The organism is uncultured Reyranella sp., from assembly GCF_945957355.1.
GTDB lineage: Bacteria > Pseudomonadota > Alphaproteobacteria > Reyranellales > Reyranellaceae > Reyranella.
On sequence record NZ_CAMFKM010000003.1, the window covers coordinates 92,940 to 117,974 of the forward strand.

The 25,035-nt window shown below is 66.8% G+C and carries 24 protein-coding genes; 15 read left to right on the forward strand and 9 right to left on the reverse strand.

Going from position 1 to position 25,035, the window contains the following annotated elements:
* Position 1 precedes the first annotated feature (1 nt).
* Together Q0Q48_RS06080 and recA are read left to right on the forward strand one after the other, a co-directional pair.
* Entirely contained in the window at positions 2-346 is a 345-nt protein-coding gene (locus Q0Q48_RS06080) for an AAC(3) family N-acetyltransferase (protein WP_295136329.1), read from the forward strand.
* Between the two features lie 156 nt (positions 347-502).
* A complete protein-coding gene (gene recA, locus Q0Q48_RS06085; protein WP_295135535.1) occupies positions 503-1,573 on the forward strand; it encodes a recombinase RecA in 1,071 nt (356 codons plus the stop codon).
* An 83-nt stretch (positions 1,574-1,656) separates the two neighbouring features.
* On the opposite strand, the gene Q0Q48_RS06090 is transcribed toward recA, so the two are convergent.
* Positions 1,657-2,355, reverse strand: a complete 699-nt coding sequence (locus tag Q0Q48_RS06090) for a YkgJ family cysteine cluster protein (RefSeq protein WP_295135538.1) — start codon at positions 2,353-2,355, stop codon at positions 1,657-1,659.
* A 56-nt stretch (positions 2,356-2,411) separates the two neighbouring features.
* On the opposite strand from Q0Q48_RS06090, the gene alaS reads away from it, so the two are divergent.
* Genes alaS through Q0Q48_RS06105 form a run of 3 tightly spaced genes read left to right on the forward strand, consistent with a single transcriptional unit; the run spans position 2,412 to position 5,714 of the window.
* Complete coding sequence (gene alaS / locus Q0Q48_RS06095) at positions 2,412-5,081, forward strand: alanine--tRNA ligase (protein WP_295135541.1); 2,670 nt, start codon at positions 2,412-2,414, stop codon at positions 5,079-5,081.
* Positions 5,078-5,422: a hypothetical protein gene (locus tag Q0Q48_RS06100; protein ID WP_295135543.1), complete on the forward strand. Its 345-nt coding sequence runs from the start codon at positions 5,078-5,080 to the stop codon at positions 5,420-5,422. The genes alaS and Q0Q48_RS06100 overlap by 4 nt, the downstream gene beginning before the upstream one ends.
* 1 nt (position 5,423) lies before the next feature.
* Positions 5,424-5,714, forward strand: coding sequence for a hypothetical protein (locus Q0Q48_RS06105; RefSeq protein ID WP_295135546.1), 291 nt, complete (start codon positions 5,424-5,426; stop codon positions 5,712-5,714).
* Here Q0Q48_RS06105 and Q0Q48_RS06110 read toward each other — a convergent pair.
* Positions 5,707-7,014, reverse strand: coding sequence for a hypothetical protein (locus tag Q0Q48_RS06110; protein WP_295135549.1), 1,308 nt, complete (start codon positions 7,012-7,014; stop codon positions 5,707-5,709). The two genes, Q0Q48_RS06105 and Q0Q48_RS06110, sit on opposite strands and share 8 nt — an antisense overlap.
* A gap of 102 nt (positions 7,015-7,116) precedes the next feature.
* Here Q0Q48_RS06110 and Q0Q48_RS06115 point away from each other — a divergent pair, with 102 nt between their 5' ends.
* Positions 7,117-7,533 carry a hypothetical protein gene (locus Q0Q48_RS06115; protein WP_295135552.1) on the forward strand — a complete coding sequence of 139 codons (417 nt, stop codon included), beginning with the start codon at positions 7,117-7,119 and terminating at the stop codon, positions 7,531-7,533.
* A gap of 56 nt (positions 7,534-7,589) precedes the next feature.
* Here Q0Q48_RS06115 and Q0Q48_RS06120 read toward each other — a convergent pair whose 3' ends face one another.
* The 3 genes from Q0Q48_RS06120 to Q0Q48_RS06130 all read right to left on the reverse strand — a co-directional run bounded on the left by Q0Q48_RS06120 (position 7,590) and on the right by Q0Q48_RS06130 (position 8,892).
* Positions 7,590-7,952 (reverse strand): PRC-barrel domain-containing protein, encoded by a 363-nt coding sequence (locus Q0Q48_RS06120; RefSeq protein WP_295135554.1) that lies wholly within the window; start codon positions 7,950-7,952, stop codon positions 7,590-7,592.
* 93 nt (positions 7,953-8,045) lie between these two features.
* Positions 8,046-8,324: a hypothetical protein gene (locus Q0Q48_RS06125; RefSeq protein WP_295135556.1), complete on the reverse strand. Its 279-nt coding sequence runs from the start codon at positions 8,322-8,324 to the stop codon at positions 8,046-8,048.
* A gap of 181 nt (positions 8,325-8,505) precedes the next feature.
* Positions 8,506-8,892 carry a nuclear transport factor 2 family protein gene (locus Q0Q48_RS06130; RefSeq protein WP_295135559.1) on the reverse strand — a complete coding sequence of 129 codons (387 nt, stop codon included), beginning with the start codon at positions 8,890-8,892 and terminating at the stop codon, positions 8,506-8,508.
* 124 nt (positions 8,893-9,016) lie between these two features.
* Here Q0Q48_RS06130 and Q0Q48_RS06135 point away from each other — a divergent pair, with 124 nt between their 5' ends.
* Complete coding sequence (locus Q0Q48_RS06135; RefSeq protein ID WP_295135560.1) at positions 9,017-9,499, forward strand: Lrp/AsnC family transcriptional regulator; 483 nt, start codon at positions 9,017-9,019, stop codon at positions 9,497-9,499.
* Positions 9,500-9,505: 6 nt separating this feature from the next.
* Here the strand turns inward: Q0Q48_RS06135 and Q0Q48_RS06140 are convergent, their stop codons facing one another.
* Complete coding sequence (locus tag Q0Q48_RS06140) at positions 9,506-10,723, reverse strand: LLM class flavin-dependent oxidoreductase (protein ID WP_295135561.1); 1,218 nt, start codon at positions 10,721-10,723, stop codon at positions 9,506-9,508.
* A 115-nt stretch (positions 10,724-10,838) separates the two neighbouring features.
* Here Q0Q48_RS06140 and Q0Q48_RS06145 point away from each other — a divergent pair, with 115 nt between their 5' ends.
* Positions 10,839-11,363 (forward strand): GNAT family N-acetyltransferase, encoded by a 525-nt coding sequence (locus tag Q0Q48_RS06145; protein ID WP_295135564.1) that lies wholly within the window; start codon positions 10,839-10,841, stop codon positions 11,361-11,363.
* Positions 11,364-11,785: 422 nt separating this feature from the next.
* Here Q0Q48_RS06145 and Q0Q48_RS06150 read toward each other — a convergent pair whose 3' ends face one another.
* Complete coding sequence (locus tag Q0Q48_RS06150) at positions 11,786-15,286, reverse strand: indolepyruvate ferredoxin oxidoreductase family protein (protein WP_295135566.1); 3,501 nt, start codon at positions 15,284-15,286, stop codon at positions 11,786-11,788.
* A gap of 173 nt (positions 15,287-15,459) precedes the next feature.
* Here Q0Q48_RS06150 and Q0Q48_RS06155 point away from each other — a divergent pair, with 173 nt between their 5' ends.
* The 6 genes from Q0Q48_RS06155 to Q0Q48_RS06180 all read left to right on the forward strand — a co-directional run bounded on the left by Q0Q48_RS06155 (position 15,460) and on the right by Q0Q48_RS06180 (position 21,630).
* On the forward strand, positions 15,460-16,434 hold the full coding sequence (locus Q0Q48_RS06155) for an NAD-dependent epimerase/dehydratase family protein (RefSeq protein ID WP_295135569.1): 975 nt from the start codon (positions 15,460-15,462) through the stop codon (positions 16,432-16,434).
* 233 nt (positions 16,435-16,667) lie between these two features.
* A complete protein-coding gene (locus Q0Q48_RS06160) occupies positions 16,668-17,195 on the forward strand; it encodes an AAA family ATPase (RefSeq protein ID WP_295135571.1) in 528 nt (175 codons plus the stop codon).
* A 48-nt stretch (positions 17,196-17,243) separates the two neighbouring features.
* On the forward strand, positions 17,244-19,013 hold the full coding sequence (locus Q0Q48_RS06165; RefSeq protein ID WP_295135573.1) for a M3 family oligoendopeptidase: 1,770 nt from the start codon (positions 17,244-17,246) through the stop codon (positions 19,011-19,013).
* A gap of 147 nt (positions 19,014-19,160) precedes the next feature.
* Positions 19,161-20,498, forward strand: coding sequence for an AarF/ABC1/UbiB kinase family protein (locus Q0Q48_RS06170; RefSeq protein WP_295135576.1), 1,338 nt, complete (start codon positions 19,161-19,163; stop codon positions 20,496-20,498).
* Entirely contained in the window at positions 20,495-21,409 is a 915-nt protein-coding gene (locus Q0Q48_RS06175; RefSeq protein WP_295135579.1) for an NAD(P)-dependent oxidoreductase, read from the forward strand. The genes Q0Q48_RS06170 and Q0Q48_RS06175 overlap by 4 nt, the downstream gene beginning before the upstream one ends.
* Before the next feature lie 35 nt (positions 21,410-21,444).
* The gene (locus Q0Q48_RS06180; protein WP_295135581.1) at positions 21,445-21,630 is read left to right on the forward strand and encodes a DUF6726 family protein; all 186 of its coding nucleotides are present in this window, start codon (positions 21,445-21,447) and stop codon (positions 21,628-21,630) included.
* Here the strand turns inward: Q0Q48_RS06180 and Q0Q48_RS06185 are convergent.
* A complete protein-coding gene (locus tag Q0Q48_RS06185; protein ID WP_295135583.1) occupies positions 21,627-23,252 on the reverse strand; it encodes a thiamine pyrophosphate-dependent enzyme in 1,626 nt (541 codons plus the stop codon). The two genes, Q0Q48_RS06180 and Q0Q48_RS06185, sit on opposite strands and share 4 nt — an antisense overlap.
* Before the next feature lie 55 nt (positions 23,253-23,307).
* Here Q0Q48_RS06185 and Q0Q48_RS06190 point away from each other — a divergent pair, with 55 nt between their 5' ends.
* Positions 23,308-23,964, forward strand: coding sequence for an ElyC/SanA/YdcF family protein (locus Q0Q48_RS06190; protein WP_295135586.1), 657 nt, complete (start codon positions 23,308-23,310; stop codon positions 23,962-23,964).
* On the opposite strand, the gene Q0Q48_RS06195 is transcribed toward Q0Q48_RS06190, so the two are convergent.
* Complete coding sequence (locus Q0Q48_RS06195; protein WP_295135589.1) at positions 23,961-24,965, reverse strand: 2-hydroxyacid dehydrogenase; 1,005 nt, start codon at positions 24,963-24,965, stop codon at positions 23,961-23,963. The two genes, Q0Q48_RS06190 and Q0Q48_RS06195, sit on opposite strands and share 4 nt — an antisense overlap.
* Between the last annotated feature and the right edge of the window lie 70 nt (positions 24,966-25,035).

A 25,035-nucleotide genomic window follows, 5' to 3' on the forward strand; every position in this document is an offset into this window, starting at 1 on the left:
GCTGAGGCGGAGCGAGGTTGCCGCCCAGTTGCGTACGCTGGCTGTCGGGGCTGGCGGCGTCGTGCTGCTGGGCGTCGGGCACGAGGCCGACACCTCGCTGCATCTCGCCGAACTCATCGCCAAGGTGCCGTACGGCATTCCGCGCCACTGCACGGTGATGCGGCATGGATGGCGTGTGCGGGTCGATTATGTCGAGAGCGATCATTGCTGCCAGCGCTTCGCCCTGGCCGACGACTGGCTGCGCGCGACGGGGTTGCAGGCGGAGGGGCCGGTCGGCCAGGGCACGTCGCGATATCAGAAAAGAAACGGTCCCGAGCCGGGGATAATCCCCGGAGAACGTATCTAGAACTTGTGTCAAGAACATTAGTTCTATCAGCAGGTTATTTGTTCCGTTGCCGATTGGAACAAAATGGGTACATTGGCGCCACCAGACGTTCGAACCCGCGGCGGACTTATCCGCATTGCCGCTCCTGACAGGGGCATGGGAAGAAGGAGAGAGCCAATGTCGGCGATGCTCAAGGTGGTCGAAAAAGAAGGCATGGAAAACAAGAACAAGGCGCTGGATGCCGCTCTCGCCCAGATCGAGCGTGCCTTCGGCAAAGGTTCCATCATGAAGCTCGGCCAGCGCGAGGCGCTGGAGATCGAGGCGATCTCGACCGGCTCGCTGGGCCTCGACATCGCGCTGGGCATCGGCGGCCTGCCCAAGGGCCGCATCATCGAAATCTACGGGCCGGAAAGCTCGGGCAAGACGACGCTCGCGCTGCACGTCATCGCCGAGGCTCAGAAGAAGGGCGGTTCCTGCGCCTTCGTCGACGCCGAGCATGCGCTCGATCCAGGCTATGCCAAGAAGCTGGGCGTCGACATCGGCAACCTGCTGATCTCCCAGCCGGACGCCGGCGAGCAGGCGCTCGAGATCGCCGACACGCTGGTGCGTTCCGGCGCCATCGACGTGCTGGTGGTCGATTCGGTCGCGGCCCTCGTGCCGCGCGCCGAACTCGAAGGGGAGATGGGCGATTCCCTGCCGGGCCTGCATGCTCGCCTGATGAGCCAGGCGCTGCGCAAGCTCACCGCCTCGATCTCCAAGTCGAACACCCTGGTCATCTTCATCAATCAGATCCGCATGAAGATCGGCGTCATGTTCGGCAGCCCCGAGACGACGACGGGCGGCAATGCGCTGAAGTTCTACGCCTCGGTCCGCCTCGACATCCGCCGCATCGGCGCGCTCAAGGACAAGGACGAGGTGGTCGGCAACGCCACGCGCGTCAAGGTCGTGAAGAACAAGGTGGCGCCGCCGTTCAAGGTCGTCGAGTTCGACATCATGTACGGCGAGGGTGTCTCCAAGGCTGGCGAGCTCATCGACCTCGGCGAGAAGGCCGGCGTCGTCGAGAAGTCGGGCTCCTGGTACTCCTACGACGGCACCCGCATCGGCCAGGGCCGCGAGAACGCCAAGAATTATCTCCGGGAGCACCCCGAGGTCGCCAATGCGATCGAGAACAAGGTGCGCGCCAATGCCGGCATCCTCGCCAACGCCCTGATGGATGGCGGCAAGGAAGACGACGACGACGAGGAATAGCGGACCCCGATCCCCTGTCTCCGGGTCCCTAAGGGCGGTGTCACATCCCCGTGGCACCGCCCACTTTTCTTGTATCGCTTCCTTCAAGCCCGTTTGCTTGAAATCCCCTTCAGAAACCGCTGAATCCACTCCGGCCCCGTGCGCCGCGCCCCTTCCCTGGGACGGCGCTTCGCCCAGTCCATCAGCAGCGCCAGCGGGAACCACTCCTCGCGCTCGTCCTGCAGGCTGCGCGCGGCCAGCGAGACCTTCGGCACCGGGATCGGCGTCACGCCTTCCTGCTCGGGGCCCGCGCAAAGTGCCGCCGGCGAGGTGACGAGATATTCGCGGCAGACGAGCGGCCGGTCCGAATGGATGGAGCAGCTTTCCTCCTCGAGGAAGGGGCAGGGGATACTAAGCGCGAAGTAAGCGGTCGACAGCTCGCGGTCGGGCCGGCCCTTGCGTTCCTTGAGGTCGGCGGCCGCCAGGGCAGCCTCGGCGGCGGCGAACCGGCTTTCCAGCACGGCGCGCCGTTCTGCCGGCAGGGCCGCTACGGTCACCAGCAGCCGTTCACCCTCCGTGCGCGAGATCGGCACGAGCTGGCGGCAGCAGGCGCCGCAGCCCTTGCGGCAGGAGATCGCCTTGCCGGCCTCGGCTGCGGCGACCACGGCGTTAACCAGCTCCTGAAGGGCCGGGACGACGTCTGCCGCCGGCACCGGGCCGGTCGGGACGGTGATTGGATGGACGATCCGGAGGTCGCCCACGGAGAGGCGAAGAGTGGCGGTAGAATGGGCCTCGGCGGCCATTTCCCCTGGGCTCCCTGTTCTGGACTTGACGGGCGGGCGCACGCTACAAGGCCGGCATGCAAAGCGTCAGCGAAATCCGTCGTACCTTCCTGGAATACTTCCACAAGAACGGCCACGAAGTCGTGGAGTCGAGCCCGTTGGTACCGCGCAACGACCCGACGCTGATGTTCACGAACGCCGGCATGGTGCAGTTCAAGAACGTCTTCACCGGGCTGGAAACGCGCTCCTATTCGCGGGCAGCGACCTCGCAGAAGTGCGTCCGCGCCGGCGGCAAGCATAACGATCTCGAGAACGTGGGCTACACGGCCCGCCATCACACTTTCTTCGAGATGCTGGGCAACTTCTCGTTCGGCGACTATTTCAAGGAGCGCGCGATCGAGCTGGCCTGGAACCTCCTGACAAAGGACTACGGCCTGCCCAAGGAGAAGCTGCTGGTCACGGTGTTCCACACCGACGACGAGGCGGCCGGCCACTGGAAGAAGATCGCGGGCCTCTCGGACGACAAGATCATCCGCATTCCGACGTCGGACAATTTCTGGGCGATGGGCGACACCGGTCCCTGCGGCCCGTGCTCTGAAATCTTCTACGACCATGGCGAAGGCATCCCCGGCGGGCCGCCGGGCAGCCCCGACCAGGACGGCGACCGGTTCATCGAGATCTGGAACCTGGTCTTCATGCAGTTCGAGCAGGTGACGAAGGAGGAGCGCGTCGCGCTGCCCAAGCCATCGATCGACACCGGCATGGGCCTGGAGCGTCTCGCGGCCGTCCTGCAGCACAAGCACAACAACTATGACATCGACCTGTTCCGCGCCCTGATCGAGGCGACGGCGCATGAGATCAACGTGGATCCCGACGGTGCACAGAGCGCATCGCTCAAGGTCATCGCTGACCATTTGCGCGCGACCTCCTTCCTGATCGCCGACGGCGTGCTGCCCTCCAACGAGGGCCGTGGCTACGTGCTGCGCCGGATCATGCGCCGCGCCATGCGCCATGCCCACATCCTGGGAGCGCAGGATCCGGTGGTCTTCAAGCTGGTACCGACCCTGGTACGCGAGATGGGCGACGCCTATCCCGAACTGTCGCGCGCCCAGCCGCTGATCACCGAGACGCTGAAGCTCGAGGAGACTCGCTTCAAGAAGACGCTGGGCACCGGTCTCAAGCTGCTCGAGGACGAGACCAAGGAGTTGAGTGCCGGCGGCACCCTGAAGGGCGAGGTCGCGTTCAAGCTCTACGATACCTACGGCTTCCCGCTGGACCTCACGCAGGACGTGCTGCGCGCGCGCGATATCAAGGTCGACACCGACGGCTTCGAGAAGTCGATGGACGAGCAGCGCGCTAAGGCGCGGGCCGCCTGGGCGGGCTCCGGCGAGACGGCCGACCAGGCGATCTGGTTCGACGTGCGCCAGAAGGCCGGTGCCACCGAGTTCCTGGGCTACGACACCGAGCGCGCCGAGGGCCAGATCAAGGCGATCCTGCTCGACGGCAAGGAAGTCCAGTCGCTGAAGGCCGGACAGACCGGCTGGATCGTGACCAACCAGACGCCGTTCTACGCCGAGTCGGGCGGCCAGCAGGGCGATGCCGGCCGTCTGGTCAGCGGCGCCAACGAGGCGGTGGTCGCGGACGTCCAGAAGATGGTGGGCGATCTGCATGCCCATCACACCACGGTCGAGAAGGGCGAACTCAAGGTCGGCGACGACCTGGTCATGACCATCGACCCGGTCCGCCGCGCCCAGCTGCGCGCGCATCACTCGGCGACCCATCTGCTGCACGAGGCGCTGCGACGCCATCTCGGCAAGCACGTGACGCAGAAGGGCTCGCTGGTGGCGCCCGACCGGCTGCGCTTCGACATCAGCCACACCAAGGCGGTCTCGCCGGAAGAGCTGCGCAAGATCGAGGACGAGGTGAACGACCGCATCCGCCACAACTCGGCGGTCGAGACGCGCCTCATGACCCCGGACGAGGCCATCGCCGCCGGCGCCATGGCGCTGTTCGGCGAGAAGTACGGCGACGAGGTGCGCGTGCTTTCGATGGGCGGCGACGCCGGCGTCCCGGGCGGCGAGAGATATTCGGTCGAGCTGTGCGGCGGCACCCATGCGCGCCGCACCGGCGACATCGGCCTGTTCAAGATCGTGGGCGAGGGCGCGGTCGCGGCCGGCGTCCGCCGCATCGAGGCGCTGGCCGGCAATGCGGCCGAGGTCTTCGTGCGCCATCAGGCCGACCTGCTGGCCGAGGCCGCAGCGACCCTGAAGGTGCGGCCCGAGGATCTGCCGGCGCGCCTGGCGGCGCTGGTCGAGGGCCAGAAGAAGATCGAGCGCGAACTGTCCGACGCGCGCAAGGCGCTGGCGCTGGCCGGTGGCGGCTCGGGCGGCGCTTCGGCGGCCGACGAGGTGCGCGACGTCGGCGGCATCAAGCTGATCGGCCGCGTGCTGAACGGCGTGCCGGGCAAGGACCTCAAGGGCATGGCCGACGAGTTCAAGAAGAAGCTGGGCTCGGGCGTCGTGGCGCTGATCGGGATCGAGGACGGCAAGGCTTCGGCCGTTGTCGGCGTAACCGAGGATCTCGCCAAGACCCACAGCGCGGTCGAGCTGGTGAAGGCAGGGGTGGCGGCGCTTGGCGGCAAGGGCGGCGGTGGCCGGCCCGACATGGCGCAGGGCGGCGGCCCCGACGGGACCAAGGCGTCTGATGCGCTGAAGGCCATCGAGGCGGCGCTGGCCGGCGCCGCATGAAACGCGCGATTGCCCTCCTGATGGTGGCGGCTGCGATGTCGGCCTGCGCGCCGAAGGATTTCGCCAAGGAAGGCAGCGACGCCGAGCAGTTCACCAAGGACGAGTCGCAGTGTCGTAGCCAGGTCCGCGCGCTGGCGCAGCAGGAGCGCAACATCGAGGACCAGCGGCGGGCGACTTTCGCCGCGGAGCGCGAGCGCTATGGCCAGCAGGGGCTTTACTCCGACATGGCCAACCAGGGTTACAAGTACAACTTCGAGCGTCTCATGGCGCGCTGCATGGAAGCCCGCGGCTGGGCTCCCAAGCAGAACGGGCCGCTCCCCATGCCCAAGCTGACCTGGTGAGATGGGCGTTCTGACCGTCATTCTTCTCTATCTGGCCTGCGGCGCGGCGACTTTTCCCCTCACCATCATGCTGATCCGGGGCGCCGTGTCGGTGGCGGTGCCGTCGCGCGCCACGCCGGCCTTTCACCGCCGGCTCGATAGTGCCATGGGCTGGTCGATCACCGTCTGGATCCTGGGCGTCTTCGTCTTCTATGCGAGCGCCATCCTGATCGAGCGCCAGAAGCCCTGCGAGGACCAGCGCACCAACCAGCTCACCTACGAGTGCAAGAAGTTCCTCGGCGCTATCAAGTAGGGCGCAGGCGTCTCGACAGCACCGTCGCCAGCGACCGGACCGCGAATTCCACGATCGCGCCGAACAGGACCAGGATGAAGGCGTTCACCGGCACGGCGTACATGTGGCTCGGCAGCGCCACCATCGCCTGGGCGAGGAACAGGCCGAGAAAGGCCAGTGACAGGGCCTCGATCGGGAGGCCTTGCGGAAAGCCGACGCGCCGCCACAGGCCGAACCACGTCGATACCACAATGTGCACGACCCCGATCGCGAGGACGATGCCGAAGGGCGGGCCGGGATGCAGCGTCGGCACGGCGAGAAGTTGCGTCGCCTTCTCCCAGTAGATGCGCACCACCTCGACCGGATCCTCGACGATGCGGCCGATGTAGAGCCTCCACATCAGGCGGAAATATTCAGGCGAGCAGAAGACGATTCCGGCCTTGTTGGCGAGGTCCTCGCCATAGTCGTCGTCGTAGCGGATGCCCCACTTGTTCTCGACGAATCCGAGGCCGAGGTAGAGCGTATGCGACAGGCCGTGCGTCTGCAGGCGTTCGGCGGGCGCCATGGGAAGGGCGGCATCGCGCGCCAGCGTCGCCCATTTCGGCGCGAGCAATGCGCCGGCGGCCAGCAGGATGACGAGCGCGAAGTGGAGGAAGGCGCCGACCGGTCGCGGTCGCTGCAGGATCGCCAACGTCGCGACGGCGCCGAGAGTCAGCGCGAAGCCCATCAGGCCGATCGACTCGCGGACCAGCGTCACCACGGCAAGCGCCACGATCCCGCTGCCGATCCAGGCCCAGCCGCGGCGCGTCGCGATCGCCAGCGGCAGGATGCCCGCCAGGCTCACCATGCCGATGAAGGCCCAGTGCGGCGAGGTGCCCATCCAACCCAGGAACTCGGCGGGGCCCAGAGCCAGCAGCACGATCGACGTGATCCAGGCCCGCAGCGAGAACAACAGCCCTGCCAGGGCCACCAGGCCGATCGTGTTGAGCAGCGTGCTGAGCCGCGCCACGTCGACCAGCGTGGCGCGCTTGCCGGTGATCGCCGCCCAGGCGCTGAGCAGCAGGGCGTGGCCGGGATCGTCGGCGATGGCGCGCTCGGAGATCGGGATCAGCTTGCCGTTCTCGCAGACCGCCAGCCAGACACCGCGCGACACGGTGCATTCGGTACTGTCGAGCCAGATGTTGGTGGCGCGCCAGTCGGACGGCATGATGTCGGCCATGTAGCCGTAGCGGCGGACATCCTCAAAGGTCCGCGCGAACGGCCCCCAGACCAGCCCTGCCACGCAAATCGCGAAGGCGAGCCACTTCATCGCCGATGCCATCCGGTCTTCCCGATCCTCTTACGGACCAGGTCCGGTCCCCCAATTGCAACATCTCCGACCGGAACGTGAATGCCAAGCCATTGCGGGCTAGAATGAAACACTATGTCGATAAAGCGGCTGGCGGCGGTCTTCTCCATCTTGGCCCTGTCGCCCGGTTGCGAAACACGGGCGGAGCGGGAGGCGGCGTTCGACACTCAGCTTCGGGCGATGGCGGGTGCGCCGGAGGCCGGGCTGCTGAACAGCATGGGCCGCATCCCCGACAACACCTACCAGCTCGAGGACGGAAGCAAGATCCTGCAATGGCGGTGGGACACGTCCTACATCGATCCCGGGATGCCGCCGATGTACACGCGCTTCGGCGGCTGGGGATGGGGCTGGGGTGGTGGCTGGTGGGTCCCGATGGGCGGCTTTCCGCCGACCCTGGTGCGCCAGAGTTGCATCGTCGAATGGACGATGGTGGCGGGATCGGCGCGTGGCTATCGCTGGCAGGGTGCGGGTTGCCAGAACGTGAGGCCATGAAAGAGGCCGGCCGGTCCTTCCGCTGAAGACCCGGCCGGCTGCTTCGACGCTGCTGCTTACCAGTAGGTTGGGACGCCGTAGTACTTGTCGACCTGACGGCCGTAGTCCGGCGTCCAGCTGAAGGTCTCCGAGTCGTCGTAGGTCGGGGCGCCTTCCAGGACCTTCCTGTCGAGCGCCACCACGTAGCCGCCCTGGCGCTCGTCGTACTTCAGCGTCGACCACGGCAGCGGATGGTGCTTCTCGCCGATGCCGAGGAAGCCGCCGAACGACATGACGGCGTAGATGGCGCGGCCGCTCACCTTGTCGATCATGATGTCCTCGACGGTGCCGAGCTTGTCGCCCTTGAGATTGTAGACGTCGGTGCCGGTGACGCGCTCGGCGGCGATCAGGTTCTTCGGCGTCAGGGTAAGGTCGGTCATCGCTCTCTCCTGTTCGATGGTTGGGTGCCTGAGGAACGCAGGCTCACCCGGCCAGTTGCGGGAGGTCGCGAAGACTTCAGACTCCGGTGCGCCTCATTCGGCCGACTTGCGCAACCTTTCGCTGACGGCGGCAACCATCGCCTCGTAGGAGGAGAGGTCCCGGGCGGTGCCGGCGCGGGGCAGCGCGCTGTAGCGCTGGCGGCCGAAGTCGGTGAGACGCGCCACGCCGGCGTCGATCTCGACGAGGGAGAGCGATTTCAGGCGCATGAGGTCCCGTGGCGCCAGGTCCTTCATCGGGGAAATGCCGAGTGCGACACGGCGCAACGTCACTTCCTCGTTGGGACTGAGTGGAGCATCCAGGCTGCGTGACATCTTCTTCCCCTTGCACAACTAGAGGCCCTTTTCTGTCGGTGGGGCAAGCTCAACAGGCCGCATCCGTGGTGCGGTTTCTCTGCGGCTGTTTACTAGCGGACGGAAGCGGCGCTGGCATGACGCGGCCTGTGACTTTGCTGCGACCGGCGGGGCCCCATTCACAACCCCGGCGCCGCGTGTGTCAGGCGCGTGCGTGGGCGTGGAAGACCTTGCTGTCGATGCGCCAGGCACCGTCGCGCCGGACCATCACGAAGAAATCCGTGTAGCGCGTGCCGCGCCAGTCGAGCGCTTCCAGCCGCGCCATTGCAGCACCGCCGGCCGGCTCGATTGACACGATGTGGGCCTGGAGGTTGGGCGCGGGGCCACCCCTGGCGACGGCGTCGCAGAATTCGCCGAGACTCCAGGTCACCGGCTTGCCGCCGTAGCTGCCGCTCACGCGGGCGCCCTCGGCGAAGGCCGAGCGGAGCAGGGCGATGTCGCCGGTCCGGGCGCCGTCGATGTATCTCTGCAGCGTCTCGGCGATGGCGCCGGGGACGGCAAAGCTCTCGATTTCGTCGTTCTGGGTCATGTCTGCCTCCTGTAGAGGGCGGCCACATTCCACCGATTGGGGCCGGCATGTCCTTGCGTTCATGCCTCGCATGGCCGCATTCAATGGCATGATATTGCGCCAAGCAGGGGCGAGGAGCCGATAGGTGCCAAACGACGATCTCGACGCCATCGACCGGCGAATCCTGGCGGCGCTGCAGGCCGACGGCCGTCTCAGCAACGTCGACCTCGCCGAGAAGGTCGGCCTGTCGCCATCTCCCTGCCTGCGCCGGGTCAGCCGGCTGGAGCGCGAGGGCTATGTCGAAGGCTATCGCGCGGTGCTGGGCCGCAAGCGCATCGGGCTCGGCCTCACCGTCTTCGTCGGCGTGAAGATCGAGGGCCATGCCGACGATCGCGCCACGACCTTCGAGCAGGAGGTCGTGGCCTGCCCGGAGGTCGTCGCCTGTCACATGGTGGCGGGCGATGCCGACTATCTGCTCGAAGTCACGGTGTCCGACCTCGACGCCTATCAGCGCTTCCTCGTCGGAAAGCTGCTCAACCTGCCGCTGGTCCGCGAGGTGAAGAGCACCATCGCGATCCAGACCCTGAAGGCAGGCGGCGCGCTGCCGCTGCAGCATCTGTCGCCCTGACGCCGCTCACTCGGCGGCGCGCACGCCCTGTGTCGCCGGCGCGATGCCCTTCATCGTGCCGCCGTAGCGGTCGGTGAAGGCGGTGGTGTCGATCTCCTCCAGCTCGATGTCGCGGTTGAGCACGCGCTCCTTCCACTTCAGCAGCGCCGGGTGCGCGTCCTGGAACTCGGGCATCACTTCCTTCGCGAACAGCTCCAGCGATTCGCAGATATCCTCGTGGCGGTTCTTGCCGGCCTGGTTCAGCAGCACGACCTGGTCGATGTTCGAGGCCTGGAACTTCTTCAGCTTGCGCCGGATCGTGTCGGGCGAGCCGATCAGGCCACCGCGCAGCGCCGCGGCATGCTGCTCGGGATTGGCCTTCTTCCACTTCTGGTACTCGTCCCACATGTTGACCGTGCCGGCGGCCGGCCGGCGGCGGTCGGCCGACTGGCCGTAGAAGCGCAGCGCGAACTGGAAGAACGTGTCGCCGTCGGCCCGCTCGCGCGCCTCCTCGTCGGTCTTGGCGCACATGAAGAAGCTGACCAGCGCGATGTTCGGGTTGGTCCTGTAGTCGGCGAGCTTCTTCTGCCGCTTCACGAAGGCGTTGTAGTAGGCATGCACCCAGGCATGCGCGGCATCGGCCGAGACGAACTGGAAGCCGAGCGCGCCCATGCCCCATTCGCCGGCCTTGGTCAGCGTCTGCAGCTGCGAGCAGGCGACCCAGAGCGGCGGGTGCGGCTTCTGCAGCGGCTTTGGCACGACCATGCGCAACGGGATGTTCCAGACCTTGCCCTGGTGCTCGCTGGGCCCGTCCTTGAACATCGGCATGATGGCGCGGACCGCTTCCTCGAAGATCTCGCGCTTGTTCTCCATGGTGACGCCGAACGGCTCGAGCTCGGTGATCGAGGCGCTCTCGCCCATGCCGAACTCGCAGCGCCCGTTCGACAGCAGGTCGAGCGTCGCGACCCTCTCGGCCACGCGCGTGGGATGATTGGTCGTCAGCTGGAAGATGCCGTGGCCCAGCCGGATGTTCTTCGTCCGCTGGCTGGCCGCCGCGAGAAATGACTCGGGGGAGGGCGAGTGGGAATACTCTTCGAGGAAGTGATGCTCGACCTGCCACGCATGGTCGTAGCCCAGCCGGTCCGCCAGCTCGACCTGGTCGAGCGCATTCTGATAGAGCCGATGCTCGTCGCCGGGCGCCCACGGGCGGGGCAGCTGCAGCTCGTAGAAGATGCCGAATTTCATGGCGTTCCCTCCTTTTGGAGAGAGCATGACGGACAATGGACCCGCCGCAAGAGGGGCGTCCTCTTATTTCGCTCCATGACGCGACATTGGCGCCGCCCTGAACTAGAAGCGCGGCATGAACAGCCAGAAAATCACGCTCGCCGTCGCCGACGCCGCCGACCTTCCAGCCTTCAAGAGGGAGTTGCAGGAAGCGTTCGCCGTAGCCGTCATCGAGGAATTCGGCGCGCTTCCGGATGGTCCCATCCCCTCGGACGAAGACCTCGACGCCTCGATGGCGGCACCGGGCGCCGTCACCCTGCGCATCCTCTCCGAAGGCCGCAGCGTCGGAGGCGCGGTCGTCACGATCGACGAAGCCACGCACCGCAATTCGCTGGACCTCTTCTTCATCTCGGTCGGCGGCCATGGCAGGGGCATCGGCCACGCGGCCTGGCAGGCCATCGAGGCGCGCTATCCCGACACCCTCGTGTGGGAGACGCACACGCCGTACTTCGAGAAGCGCAACATCCACTTCTACGTCAACAAGTGTGGCTTCCGGATCGTCGAGTTCTTCAACCGGCATCACCCGGACACGCATCGACCGGGCCCCGACGACCTGCCCGGCGATGGCGACGCCTTCCGCTTCGAGAAGGTGATGCGATAGGGCGGACGGCCCGGCGGCGGCAACAGGCTGTTCGATGGGTTTTTGCTGGCGGCGGCCAGCAACATCGACCCGCCAGCGGTACCAGGATACCTCTTTTTAGGTGCGACTCTCACTTCGAATGATTCGTTTATTTCGGATGTTTCGTTTGTTCGCCGAGAAATCCCAATAGATGTTCTATTAACCGAGATTTTCCTGCGCGATATATGATATCGTTCCGCCATCGCACAGCTCCTGTTCCGAGACGTCCCCGAAGCCTTGGTCGCGGCTCTCAAGGAACGCGGAACCGGCCGAAGCGCCAATGGCTTTGAGTATTGGCTTGGCAGCCGCCCCTGCAGACTTTTTGAGCGCTTTATAGCGAGCCAATCGGAACACGCAACGTACGTGCGTCGATTGCGAGGAAGAGACTCAAGCGCCGCTTCCGTCTACTCCGCCGCCGCCTTCATCGCCTCCGGGTTGCGCCACTGGTGGAGCAGGTCGGCTTCCTTCTTCTTGGCCTTCGCGAGGTGCGCGTCCTTCACGTGGCCGTAGCCGCGGATGTCGTCGGGGATGCTCGCGAGCTTGATCGCCAGCGCGTGGTTCTGGGCAGATAGGCTTGCCAGCAGCTCGGCGATCAGCGCCTCGTAGTCGGCGATCAGCTTGCGCTCGGTCTTGCGCTCCTCGGTGTAGCCGAACACGTCGAACCTGGTGCCGCGCAGGCCCTTGAGCTTCGCCAGCATCCGGAAGGCCGGCAGCATCCAGGCGCCGAACTCCTGCTTGATCAGCTGGCCGGTCTGCGGGTCGCGGCTGGAGAAGAGCGGCGGGGCGAGGTGGAACTTGAGCTTGTAGTCGCCCTCGAACTGCTTGTTGAGGCCGGCCTGGAAGGCGGCCTCGCTGTAGAGGCGCGCGACCTCGTACTCGTCCTTGTAGGCCAGCAGCTTGGCGTAGTAGAGCGCGACGGCCTCGGCCAAGCCCGTGAGGCCGGTCTTCTGCTCGGCGGCGCGGACCTTGTCGACCAGCGCCTTGTAGCGCTGGGCAAGGGCGGCATTCTGGTAGCCGGTCAGGTGCTTCGTGCGCGAGGTCACGATCTCGTCGAGCGTCTTCGGCTGCGTGCGCGTGAAGGCGACGACGTTGGCCTTGGTCTCCTTCGGCGCGACCAGCTTTTCGACGGCGGCGCGATCGTGCGCGGCGCGGCGGCCCCAGCGGAAGGCGGCGAGGTTCATCGGGACGGCGGCACCGTTCAGCTCGATGGCGCGCTCGATCGAGTCGTGGGCCAGCGGGATCAGGCCCTTCTGGTAGGCGTAGCCCAGCACGAACATGTTGGTGGCGATCGAATCGCCCATCAGCGCCGTGGCGATGCCGGTGGCGTCGAGGAACTCGACCGCGTCGGCGCCGGCCGCCGCCTCGACCGAGAGCTTCAGCGTGTTGGCCGGAAAGGCGAGGTCGGGATGGCGGGTGAACTCGCCGGTGATGGTCTCGTGGGTGTTGACGACGGCGTGCGAGACGCCCGGCTCGAGGCTCGCCAGCGCGCTGGGGCTGGCGCTGACGACGAGGTCGCAGCCCAGCAGCACGTTGGCGCCGCCGGCGGCCAGGCGCACGGCGTGCAGCGCCTCAGGGCTGGCGCCGATGCGGACGTGGCTGATCACCGCGCCGCCCTTCTGCGCCATGCCGAGCTGGTCGAGCACGGTCGCGCCCTTGCCCTCGATATGGGCGGCCATGCCCATGATGGCGCCGATGGTGACCACGCCGGTGCCGCCGATGCCGGTGATGAGGACGCCATAGGGCTTGTCCTCGACCGACGGCAGGGAAGGGGCGGCGGGCATTTCGGGCTCAGGCTTTGCGGGTGCGTCGGTCTTCTTCGCGACGGCCGCCTTGCCCTTCCGCAGCGATCCGCCCTCGACACTCACGAAGGAGGGGCAGAAGCCGTTCAGACAGGAGAAGTCCTTGTTGCAGGAGGACTGGTCGATCGAGCGCTTCCGGCCAAATTCGGTCTCGACCGGCACGACCGAGAGGCAGTTCGACTTCACGGAACAGTCGCCGCAGCCCTCGCACACCGCCTCGTTGATGAAGACGCGCTTGTTGGGATCGGGGAAGGTACCGCGCTTCCTGCGGCGGCGCTTCTCGGCGGCGCAGGTCTGGTCGTAGATCAGGACCGACACGCCCTTGTATTCACGCAGCTCGCGCTGGACCTCGTCGAGCTGGTCGCGGTGATGGAAGCTGACATGCGGCGCCCATTCGGTGCCGAGCGGGTACTTGTCGGGATCGTCGCTCACCAGCGCGATGCGGCGCACGCCCTCGGCATAGACCTGCTGGCTGATCGTCCAGGGATGGACGTTGCCGTCGTGCGGCTGGCCGCCGGTCATGGCGACGGCGTCGTTGTAGAGAATCTTGTAGGTGATGGTGGTGTTGGTCGCGACCGCGTGCCGGATCGCGAGATAGCCCGAATGGAAATAGGTGCCGTCGCCCAGGTTCTGGAAGACGTGCGGCATGTCGGTGAAGTGGCTGGCGCCGACCCACGGCACGCCCTCGGCGCCCATGTGGGTGAAGGTCTTCGTGTTTCGCTCCATGCCGATGGCCAGCGTATGGCAGCCGATGCCGGCCATCGCCATCGAGCCGTCGGGCACCTTGGTCGACGTGTTGTGCGGGCAGCCGGAGCAGAAATAGGGGACGCGGGCGAGGCCGGCCTCGTTGCGCACCTGGCGGCCGGCACGGCGCTTCAGGGCCTGGAAGCGTTCCTTGGTGCGGCTGCTGAAGGCGTCGAGGCCGAAGCGGGCGACGATGGCCGACGCGATCTCGAAGGGCGTGAGCTCGCCGTCGGTCTTGAGCAGCATCTGGCCGCGCTCGTCGGTCTTGCCGACCACGACGGGGCGGCGGTCGGCCGGGGCGTTGAACAGCGCTTCCTTGAGCTGCTGCTCGATCAGGTTGCGCTTCTCCTCGATCACCAGGATCTCGCGCTTGCCCGTGGCGAAGGCGGTGGCGCCCTCGGTCTCCAGCGGCCACACCATGCCGACCTTGTAGATGGCGAGGCCGAGCGCCTCGGCCTCTGCATCGCCGATCCCCAGCTCGTCCAGCGCCTGGCGCACGTCGAGATAGGATTTCCCGACGGTCAAGATGCCGAAACGGGCGTCGGGGCGGCCCAGCATCAGCCGGTCGAGCTTGTTGGCGCGCCAGTAGGCCAGCGCCGCCGGCTGCTTCACCGTGACGACGCGGCGCTCCTGGCCCAGCCAGTCGTCGGGCCAGCGGATGTGCACGCCGTCGGGCGGCAGGACGAAATCGGTGGGGGTGTGGATCTCGACCCGGTGCGGGTCGATGTAGACCGAGGCCGAGCTGTCGACCGTCTCGCTCAGGACCTTGAAGGCGACCCACAGGCCCGAATAGCGCGACATCGCGAAGGCGTGCAGGCCCCAGTCGAGATATTCCTGGACGCCGGCCGGGTGGATGACCGGCATGCCGGCCGACATGAAGGCGGGCTCGCTCTGGTGCGCCACGGTCGAGGATTTCGCCATGTGGTCGTCGCCCGCCAGGGCCACGACGCCGCCGTGCTTCGAGGTGCCGGCATAGTTGGCGTGCTTGAAGACGTCACCGGAGCGGTCGACGCCGGGGCCCTTGCCGTACCACATGCCGAACACGCCATCGTAGCGCGCCCCAGGGTAGAGGTGGATCTGCTGGGTGCCCCACAGGGCGGTGGCGGCCAGGTCCTCGTTGGTCCCGGGCTGGAACTCGATATGGCTCTTCTTGATGAACTTCTTGGCCTGCCACAGGGCTTGGTCGAAACCGCCCAGCGGCGAGCCGCGATATCCGGAGATATAGCCGGCGGTGTTCAGGCCGGCCGCGACATCGCGCTGGCGCTGCATCATGGGGAGGCGCACCAACGCCTGCGTCCCGGTCAGATACACGCGTCCGCGTTCGAGAACGTACTTGTCGTCCAGGGTCACCGCGAGGGACATGGCAACCTCCCTGACATTTCAATATGGGGACGGTAGCGACGTTTGCACGCGTCGGGCAATGCGGAAGGCGACCATGTCCGAAAAACGACGGTTTAGGTCAGGCCGGTGGGGCGTCACCCCGTCGCCGTTTCACTGTGTCACGTTCGAATGAAATGTTGTAAGCGTCCGCCGCCATGACTTCAGTCCTCGTTACAGGTGTCGCCGGGTTCGTCGGCTCCCACGTCGCCCGCGCCCTGCTGGCGCGAGGCGATACCGTGGTGGGGATCGACAATTTCAGCGACTATTACGACCCGGTCCTGAAATTCGCGCGGGTCAAGCCGCTGCGTGAGACGGCCGGATTCACCTTCATCGAGGGCGACATCTCCGATCGCGGGACGATGCTGGCCCTGGCCGACCGTCCTGGCGGTCTCGACCGGATCGTCCACCTGGCGGCCCAGCCCGGCATCCGCCATTCCAAGACAGACCCCTATATCTACGTGCAGACCAACGTGATGGGGCATCTCGTGCTGCTGGAACTGGCGCGCCGGCTCGGGCCGCAGCTCCGGCACCTGGTCTATGCCTCGTCGTCGTCCGTCTATGGCGGCAACGCCAAGATTCCCTTCGCCGTCGGGGACCGGGTCGACCACCCGGTCTCGCTCTATGCCGCCACCAAGCGATCCGGCGAGCTGATGACCGAGACCTACGTGCACCAGTACGGGCTCAAGGCGACCGGCCTGCGCTACTTCACGGTCTACGGGCCCTGGGGGCGGCCCGACATGTCGCCGTACATTTTTGCCCGGGCGATCCACGAAGGCCGCACCATCCCGCTCTATCACCACGGCAAGCTGAAGCGCGACTTCACCTACGTCGACGACATCGTGGCCGGCACCCTGGCGGCGCTCGACCAACCGCCCGCGACAGCCGGGCACCGGCTCTACAATCTCGGCGGCTCGCGCAGCGAGGAGATCCTCGACGTCATCGCCCTGTTCGAGAAGGCGCTGGGCCGGAAGGCCGTCATCGAGCTGAAGCCCGGCGAGCCCGGCGACATGCAGGAAACCGCCGCCGACATCGACAGCACGACCCGCGACTTCGGCTGGACGCCGAAGGTCACCGTCGCCCAGGGCATCCCGCTCTTCGTCGACTGGTTCAAGGCTTATAACCGGCTCTGAGCGGGGCGAAGCTCGGCTCCCTGAGCGTCATCTGATCACTTTGCCGTCGTCTCGACCGCAGCCTCGCGTAGCGAGGCGGAGTGGAGAGACCTTCTCTCCACCAATAGCCGATCAATCGTAGAGAGAAGGTCTCTCCACTCCGCGCTGCGCGCTCCGGTCGAGACGACGGGAGTTGGGGCATATGCGATTGCCCCAATCTGAAAGGGAGTGTCTGGAGGAGGCTTGAAAACAAGATGACGGGCAGGTTCATCCTCACCGGGGCGCCGGGGGCGGGGAAGACGGCGGTGGTGCGGCAGCTTGAGATCGACGGTTTCGCCACGGTCGAGGAGGCGGCGACCGACGTCATCGCCCTCGAACAGGCCAGGGGCGTCGCCGAGCCCTGGACCGACCCGGGCTTCATCGACCGGATCGTGGCGCTGCAGCGGCAGAGACGCCTCGCCGCATCGGGCGAGACGCAATTCCACGACCGGTCCGCCTTTTGCACCGAGGCGCTGGCGACGTTCCTCGGCCATCCGGCCTCCGGTCTGCTGCGTACCGAGATCGAGGAGCTGACGCGCTCGGACTTCTACGAGCGCCGCGTCTTCTTCGTGCGGCTGATGGGCTTCATCGAGCCGACGGCGGCACGGCGGATCGGGCTGGAGGACGCCCGGCGCTTCGAGGCGGTGCATGAACGCACCTATCGTGCGCACGGCTTCGAGCTGGTCCCTGTCGAGCCGGGCAGCGTGGTAGATCGGGTGGCCGCGATCCGGCGCGCCCTCTAGCCACGTCGCGGGACGCGCCCCATATCAGGGCGACGCAAGGAGTGGTGAATGAACGTAGTGCTGGGCGATCTGCCGACTTGGAACTTGGCCGACCTCTATTCCAGCCCGGGCGGGACGGATCTCGATGCCGATCTGAAGCGCGCCGCGGCAGAGGCGGAGGCCTTCGCCAGGGACTATGAGGGCAGGATCGTCGGACTCGACGGCAAGGCGCTGGGCGGCGCCATCGTGCGCCTCGAGGCGATGAGCGACCTGCTGGGCCGCATCGGCTCCTATGCCCAGCTCTATTCGGCGCAGGACCAGTCCGACCCCGAGCGCAACCGCTTCGCCCAGGACATCTCGGAGAAGCTGAACGATATCGGCTCGAAGCTGCTGTTCTTCCGGCTGGAGATCAACAAGATCGAGGATGCCGATCTCGCGGAGAAGCTGAAGGCGCCGGAGCTCGCGAAGTATGCACCGTGGCTGCGCGACGCGCGCCTGTTCCGGCCGCACCAGCTCTCCGACGAATTGGAGAAGTTCCAGCACGACCAGTCGGTGGTCGGCAGCAGCGCCTGGTCGCGCCTGTTCGACGAGACGATCGCGCGCCTGCGCTATCCGTTCGGCAACGAGATGCTGAGCGAGCCGCAGATCCTCGACAGGCTGTCCAACAAGGACGCTGCGGTTCGAAAGGAAGCCGCCAAGTCGTTCGGCAAGGTGCAGGGCGACAATATCGCGATCTTCTCGCTGGTCACCAACACGCTTATCAAGGACAAGGAGATCGACGATCGCTGGCGCAAATACCCGCGGCCGCAATCGTTCCGCAACCTGGCCAACGTGGTCGAGGACGAGGTCGTCGACGCGCTCGCGGCCTCGGTGAAGGCGGCCTACCCGAAGCTCTCGCATCGCTACTACAAGCTCAAGGCCCGGTGGTTCGGCGTCGAGACTATGCCCTACTGGGACCGCAACGCGCCGCTGCCCGAGCATGACGACCGCACGATCCCCTGGCCCGAGGCCGAGAGGATCGTGCTCGATGCCTACAATGCCTTCTCGCCCGAGCTGGCCGCGGTCGGCCGCAAGTTCTTCGGCAGCGGCTGGATCGACGCGCCGGCGCGGCCGGGCAAGTCTCCGGGTGCCTTCGCCCATCCGACGGTGCCGTCGGCGCATCCGTATCTGCTGCTGAACTATCAGGGGAAGGTGCGGGACGTGATGACGCTCGCGCACGAGCTGGGCCATGGCGTCCACCAGGTCCTGGCGGCCCGGCAGGGCCCGCTGATGGCCGACACGCCGCTGACGCTCGCGGAGACCGCCTCGGTGTTCGGCGAGATGCTGACCTTCCAGTCACTGCTCAAGACCGCACCCGACAAGGCCACGCGCAAGGCGATGTTGGCCGGGAAGGTCGAGGACATGCTGAACACCGTGGTGCGCCAGATCGCGTTCTACGATTTCGAATCGCGTATCCACATGGCGCGGCGCGAAGGCGAGCTGACGCCCGACGCGATCGGCGAAATCTGGATGGCGGTGCAGAAGGAGAGCCTCGGCCCGGCCTTCACCTTCGACGACGAGTACAAATACTATTGGTCGTACATCGGCCACTTCATCCACTCGCCGTTCTACGTCTACGCCTACGCCTTCGGCGACTGCCTGGTGAACTCGCTCTATGCCGCCTACCAGGCGAAGCCCGACGGCTTCCAGGAGAAGTATCTCGACATGCTGCGCTCGGGCGGCGTGAAGCGTCACAAGGAACTGCTGGCGCCGTTCGGCCTCGATGCCTCCGACCCGGCCTTCTGGGACAAGGGCCTCGACGTGATCTCGGGCTTCATCGATGAACTCGAGAAGCTCTGACGTGGTCTCAGCACCAAAACACCTCATGCTGAGGAGGCCGCATCGCGGCCGTCTCGAAGCATGGGAACGCGCACCCCGATCTTTGCCCACCCTTCGAGACGCGACCCTGCGGGCCGCTCCTCAGGGTGAGGTGATTTTGTAAGCATCATGGCCTCTGACGAAGGCGATTCCCTCGGCGGCCGGCTCGGGCGCTATGCGCGGGTCGGCACGTCGGTCGGCGGGCTGGCGGTCAAGCTGGCGGGGCAGCGCTATCTCGGATTCGGTCTCGATCGCGACAAGCATGCGAGCGAACTGAAGGCGGCGCTGGGCGGGCTGAAGGGCCCCCTGATGAAGGCGGCGCAGCTGCTCGCCACCATCCCCGATGCCCTGCCGCCGGAATATGCCCGCGAGCTGGCGCAGTTGCAGGCCAATGCGCCGGCGATGGGCTGGGCCTTCGTGCGCCGCCGCATGGCCTCGGAACTCGGGCCCGACTGGCAGGCGAAGTTCGCCCGGTTCGACAAAGAAGCGTCGTTCGCCGCGTCGCTGGGCCAGGTCCATCGCGCGACCTTGCTCGACGGGCGCGAGGTCGCGGCGAAACTCCAGTATCCCGACATGTCCTCGGCGCTGGAGGCCGACCTCAATCAGCTGAAGCTCGTGTTCGCGATCGGCCAGAGGGTCGATCCGGCGATCCGCACCGACGAGATCCATGCCGAGATCACCAACCGGCTGCGCGAGGAACTGGACTATCGCCGCGAGGCCCGGCACGCGGCGCTCTACCGCCACATGCTGCGCGACGAGAGCCAGGTCCATGTGCCCGGCGTGGTCGCCTCGCATTCGACCGAGCGGCTGCTCACCATGGACTGGCTGCAGGGCGCGCCGCTGCTCGAGTGGAAGACCCGTTCGCAGGAAGAGCGCGACGCTCTGGCCATCGCCATGTTCCGGGCCTGGTACGTGCCGTTCTATTTCTACGGCGCCATCCACGGCGACCCGCATCTCGGCAATTACTCGGTGCGGCCGGACGGTTCGGTGAACCTGATGGACTTCGGTTGCATCCGCATCTTTCCGCCGCGCTTCGTGCGTGGCTCGATCGAGCTCTATCGCGCGCTGATGACCGACGACGAGGCGCGCGCGGTCGCGGCCTACGAGGATTGGGGGTTCACCGGGCTCAGCAAGGAGATGATCGCGATCCTCAACCGCTGGGCCGCTTTCCTCTACGGGCCGCTGATGGACGACCGTCCGCGGCGCCTTACCGAAGGCATGGCTGAGGGCTATGGTCGCGAGATGGCGCAGAACGTGTTCGGTGAACTGCGCAAGATGGGCGGGGTGCGGCCGCCGCGCGAGTTCGTGTTCATGGACCGCGCCGCGATCGGGCTGGGCTCGGTGTTCATCCATCTCCGCGCCTCGATCAACTGGCACCAGCTGTTCGAGGGCCTGATCGACGGCTTCGATGTCGATGCGTTGACGCAGCGGCAGGACCTGGCGCTGAAAGAGGCCGGACTCGCGTGAACATCCTGGTGACGGGTTCGTCGGGCTGGCTCGGCCAGACCCTGGTGCCCAGGCTTGTGCGCGACGGACACAAGGTCGTGGGGCTCGATCCGGAGCCCGGCGCCACGACATCGGTCGTCGGCTCTGTCGTGGATCGCGCGCTGGTTCGCCGCGTCATCCGCGACGAGGGCATCACGGCCATCGTTCATGCCGCCGCACGCCACAAGCCGCACATCGAGACCCACGACAATTCCGAGTTCGTCGCCGTCAACGTGCAGGGCACGCTGAACCTTCTGGAGGAGGCGGTGGCGCCGGGTTCCCGGGTCGACCGCTTCGTCTTCACCTCGACGACCTCGCTCATGATCTCGCAGGAGATCCGGGACGGGAAGGCGGGCGGGGCGAAGGAAGCGGTGTGGATCGACGAGACGATGGCGCCGCTCAGGCCGCGCAACATCTACGGCGTTACCAAGCTCGCGGCCGAGGAACTGTGCCGCCTGTTCAACCACCTGCACGGGCTGCCGGTCCTCGTGCTGCGCACCTCGCGGTTCTTCCCGGAGGAAGACGACATGGCGCACGCCATCGTCCAGTCGGGCGAGAACACCAAGGCCAACGAATTCCTGTTCCGCCGCCTCTCCGTCGAGGACGCGGCCGAGGCTCACGTCGTGGCGCTGGCCAGGGCGAAGGAAATCGGCTTCGACACCTTCATCGTCTCGGCGCCGACCCCATTCCGGCGCGAGGATTGTCGTGCACTGATCGCCGATGCGCCCGCGGTGGTCGCCCGCCTGTTCCCCGAGTATCGCATGCTCTATGAACGGCGCGGCTGGACGATGTTCGACACGATCGATCGCGTCTACGATGCCGGAAAGGCGGAGCGCGTTCTGGGCTTCAGGTGCCGCACCGACTTCGCCGAGATCCTCGCGCGGTTGCGGTAGGGGCAACTAAAGTTGCCTCCCAGCGTTTGGTCGGTATGCGCACTTCGATTTCCAGGAAGCTCCTGTCGGCCTCCATCCTGTTTGCCGTAGCGGCGGCCCTGTCCGGATGCGGCGCCGTTGCCTTCCCGGTCCGGGTGACCAGCGCGACGGCCAAGGTCGTGCCCGTCGCGGGCGATGTCGTCGCCTATCCGCTCGACAAGACCGCCGATGCGATCGACTAGCCGCGGACCTTCGGCATCATGATGAGATCCCAGGGGCTGGGCACGTCGCCATGCGGGACCCAGACGAGGGCGGGCGCGTTCAGCGCGAAGGCCTTGTGCAGGGCGTCCTCGAGTTGCCGGGCGTCGAGCGCCTTGAACGATGCGATGCCGAAGGAGTCCGCCAGTTTGCCGAAATCCGGATTCTGAAGGTCCGAGGCGATCAGGCGGTTGCCGTAGCGCTCCTGCTGGATGCGCTTCACGTTGCCGAAGGCGCCATTGTCGAACACCACCACGACGACCGCGAGATTGTGGCGAGCGGCAGTCGCGAGTTCGCCCACCTGGTACATGAAGCCGCCGTCGCCGGCGATCGCCAGGACCTTGCGGTCGGGCATTGCCGCCTTCGCGCCCAGCGCCGTCCCAAAGCCCCAGCCGAGATTGTCCTGGTAGCCCGGCGACAGGAACGTGCGGGGCTTCTCGATGGGCAGGGCCACCCGCGAGGCGAAGCCAATCTGCGAGACCTCGTCGACGAAGATGCCGTCCTCTGCCAGGGCATTGCGGATCGCCTTCAGGAACGAGACCTGCGGCTCCAGCTTCGACAGGCGTTCCGCGAACCAGGCGCGATGGCCGTTCAGCTCCTCGGCGCGCGAGGTTCGCCTGCGGTTATGGCGGATGAGGGCCGCGATCAGCGCGCGAAGCTGCGGGGCCGCGTCGCCGACCAAGGCCGCATCGGGCTTGCGGAAACGCTCAGGCTCGTCGGGATCGATGTCGACCCGCACGACCTTCAGATTCTCGTCAATGCCCCAGTTGCCGTTCTGGATGAAGAAGCGCGTGCCGACGGCGAGGACGGCGTCGGCGTCCTTCCACAGGCGATGGCCGATCGGCATGTCGACCGCGAGCCGGTGCGAGGAGGGAATGATGCCGCGCCCGCGCCGGTAGGAACTGACCGGCGCTTCGAGCATCTCGGCAAGCTGGATGATCTCTGGCGTCGCATCCATGGCGCCACCGCCCAGCACGATGATCGGCCGCTCCGCGTTGCCGAGGATCCTGGCGGCCGTCTCCACTGCCTCGTCGTCGATTGACTCCGGCGGCAGGGGCAGCGGCGCGTCGGGAAGCACCACTTCGCTGCGCCTGGCCCAGATATCGAGCGCGCATTCCAGCGCGACGGGACGCGGGCGGCCCGATGTGGCCTGCCAGATCGCCTGGCTGACCAGCGTCGGCGCCTCCTGCGGGCTGCGGATGCGCTCGGCCCATTTGGTGATGTGGCGCATGAGGCCCAGCTGGTCGTGGATCTCGTGCAGGTGGCCGTGGCCGCGGTCGATGTCGGCCTGCGGGATTTGGCCGATCAGGCCGATCACCGGGGCGTTCATGCCGTAGGCGGTGAGGAGCGCGGCGCCGGCGTTGAGGAGGCCGGGGCCGGGCACGACCCCGAAGGCCTGCGGCCTGCCGGTCGCCAGCGCCGCGCCCAGCGCCATGTAGGCCGCCGTCTGCTCGTGGCGTGGATGGATCACCCGCAGCCGGTCCGAAGCATGATAGAAGGCGTCGAACAACGGATCCTGATGCAGGCCGGGCAGGGCATAGACCGTGTCGAGCCCGTGCAGCAGGAGGGTTTCGACCGTGGCTTCGGCTGTGCTGAGACGGGGCATGCTGGCTCTCTACGGATGGTGACGAGCGTGTCGGGAGTGCGATCAGGGCGATGACATGCGGTTGATGTTGTACGCGGTGCTTGCGCTCGGCGCGATAGCGCTCCTGATGTCCGTCCTGTCCTGGGTTGCGGAGCGTCGACTGGAAGCGCTCGCCGCTTCGTACATCACCGACGATCCGGCCCGGCTGCCCGACGTGCCGGTGGCGCTCGTCCTGGGGGCCGCACCGATCGGTCCCGAGGGCGGACCGAACCGGTACTTCGTCTACAGGCTCGATGCGGCGGCTGCGCTCTACAAGGCCGGGAAGGTGAAGTACCTGCTGGTGAGCGGCGACAACAGCCGTCGGAACTATGACGAGCCGACGGCGATGCGCGGAGGGCTGATCGAGCGGGGCGTGCCGGCGGAGGCGATCTACCGCGACTTCGCGGGTTTTCGCACCCTGGACTCGATCCTGCGCGCGGAGTCGGTGTTCGGTCAGACGCGCCTCATCGTCGTGTCACAGCGCTTCCACCTCTCCCGCGCGATCTTCCTCGCCCGCGAGCAGGGCATCGAGGCCTGGGGCTTCGAGGCACAGGACGTGAAGCGCGCCTACAGCCTGATGACCGAGCTGCGGCGCTACCCCTCGGCCCTGCGCGCCTATGTCGACGTCTGGTTCGACACGCCGCCGAAGTACACCGGCGCGCGCATCGTCATCGGCAAGGACCCGCCGAACTAGCGCGGCTTCGGCGCGTCCTTCGAGTTCGCCCAGTCGCGGAACTCGGGCACCGGGGAGACGACCGGCTTGCCGGCGAAATGGTTGTCGAGGTTGCGGCAGACGAGGTCGGTCATACGGCGCTGGGCGTGCTGCGTGCCGCCGCCGAAGTGCGGCGTCATCACCAGCTTGTCGAGTTTGAGCAGTTCGGTGCCGGTGTAGGGTTCCTCGTCGAACACGTCGAGCGCCGCGCCCTCGATGACGTCGTTGCGCAGCGCGTCGGCCAGCGCCGCCTCGTCGACCGCCCAGCCGCGCGAGATGTTGACCACATGGCCGCGCGGTCCCAGCGCCTTCAGAACGTCGGCGTTGATGATGTGCCGGTTGGAGGCGTCCGAGCGCAGGCAGACGATCAGGTAGTCGCACCAAGTGGCGAGCGCCATGACGTCCGGAAAGTACGCGAAGTCGACGTCGCTGCGCTTGTTGCGGTTGCAGTATCCGATCTCGACGTCGAAGCCCTTGAGGCGCCGCGCGACCTCCAGGCCGATGGCGCCGAGGCCCAGGATGCCGACCCTGCCGCCGGTCAGGCCGGCGATCGGACCGAAGCGGTTGGGAATGCGCTGCTTCCACTCGCCCCGGCGGATCATCTTGTCGGCGCGCACCAGGCGGCGGGTCGAGGCGAGGAGGATGCCGACCGCGAGTTCGGCCACGTCGGGCGCATTGGCGTCGGCGCCGTGGGTGACCATGATGCCACGTCGCCGGGCCGCTTCGAGATCGACGCGCTCGTAGCCCGTACCGTAGCAGCAGAAGAGGGAGAGCCTCGGCAGGGCCGCCATCATCGCGTCGGAGATGCCGACACTGCCGGTGCTGACGATCGCCTGCACCGTCGCGGCGGTGCCGGCCGGGATGTCGGCGACGGTGGGCGTCGGATTGTCCATGTGCCCGACGATCCTGCAGCGCTCGCCGAAGGACGCGAGCGTCGCTTTTGTGAAATGGAAGCCGGTCAGGATGTGCGGTTGGTCAGCCATGGTCGAGCCCTAGCATGGGACATGGGTACGGGTAAGCCGCTGGCGTCCGCGCGGCGAAAAACCGGCTTGG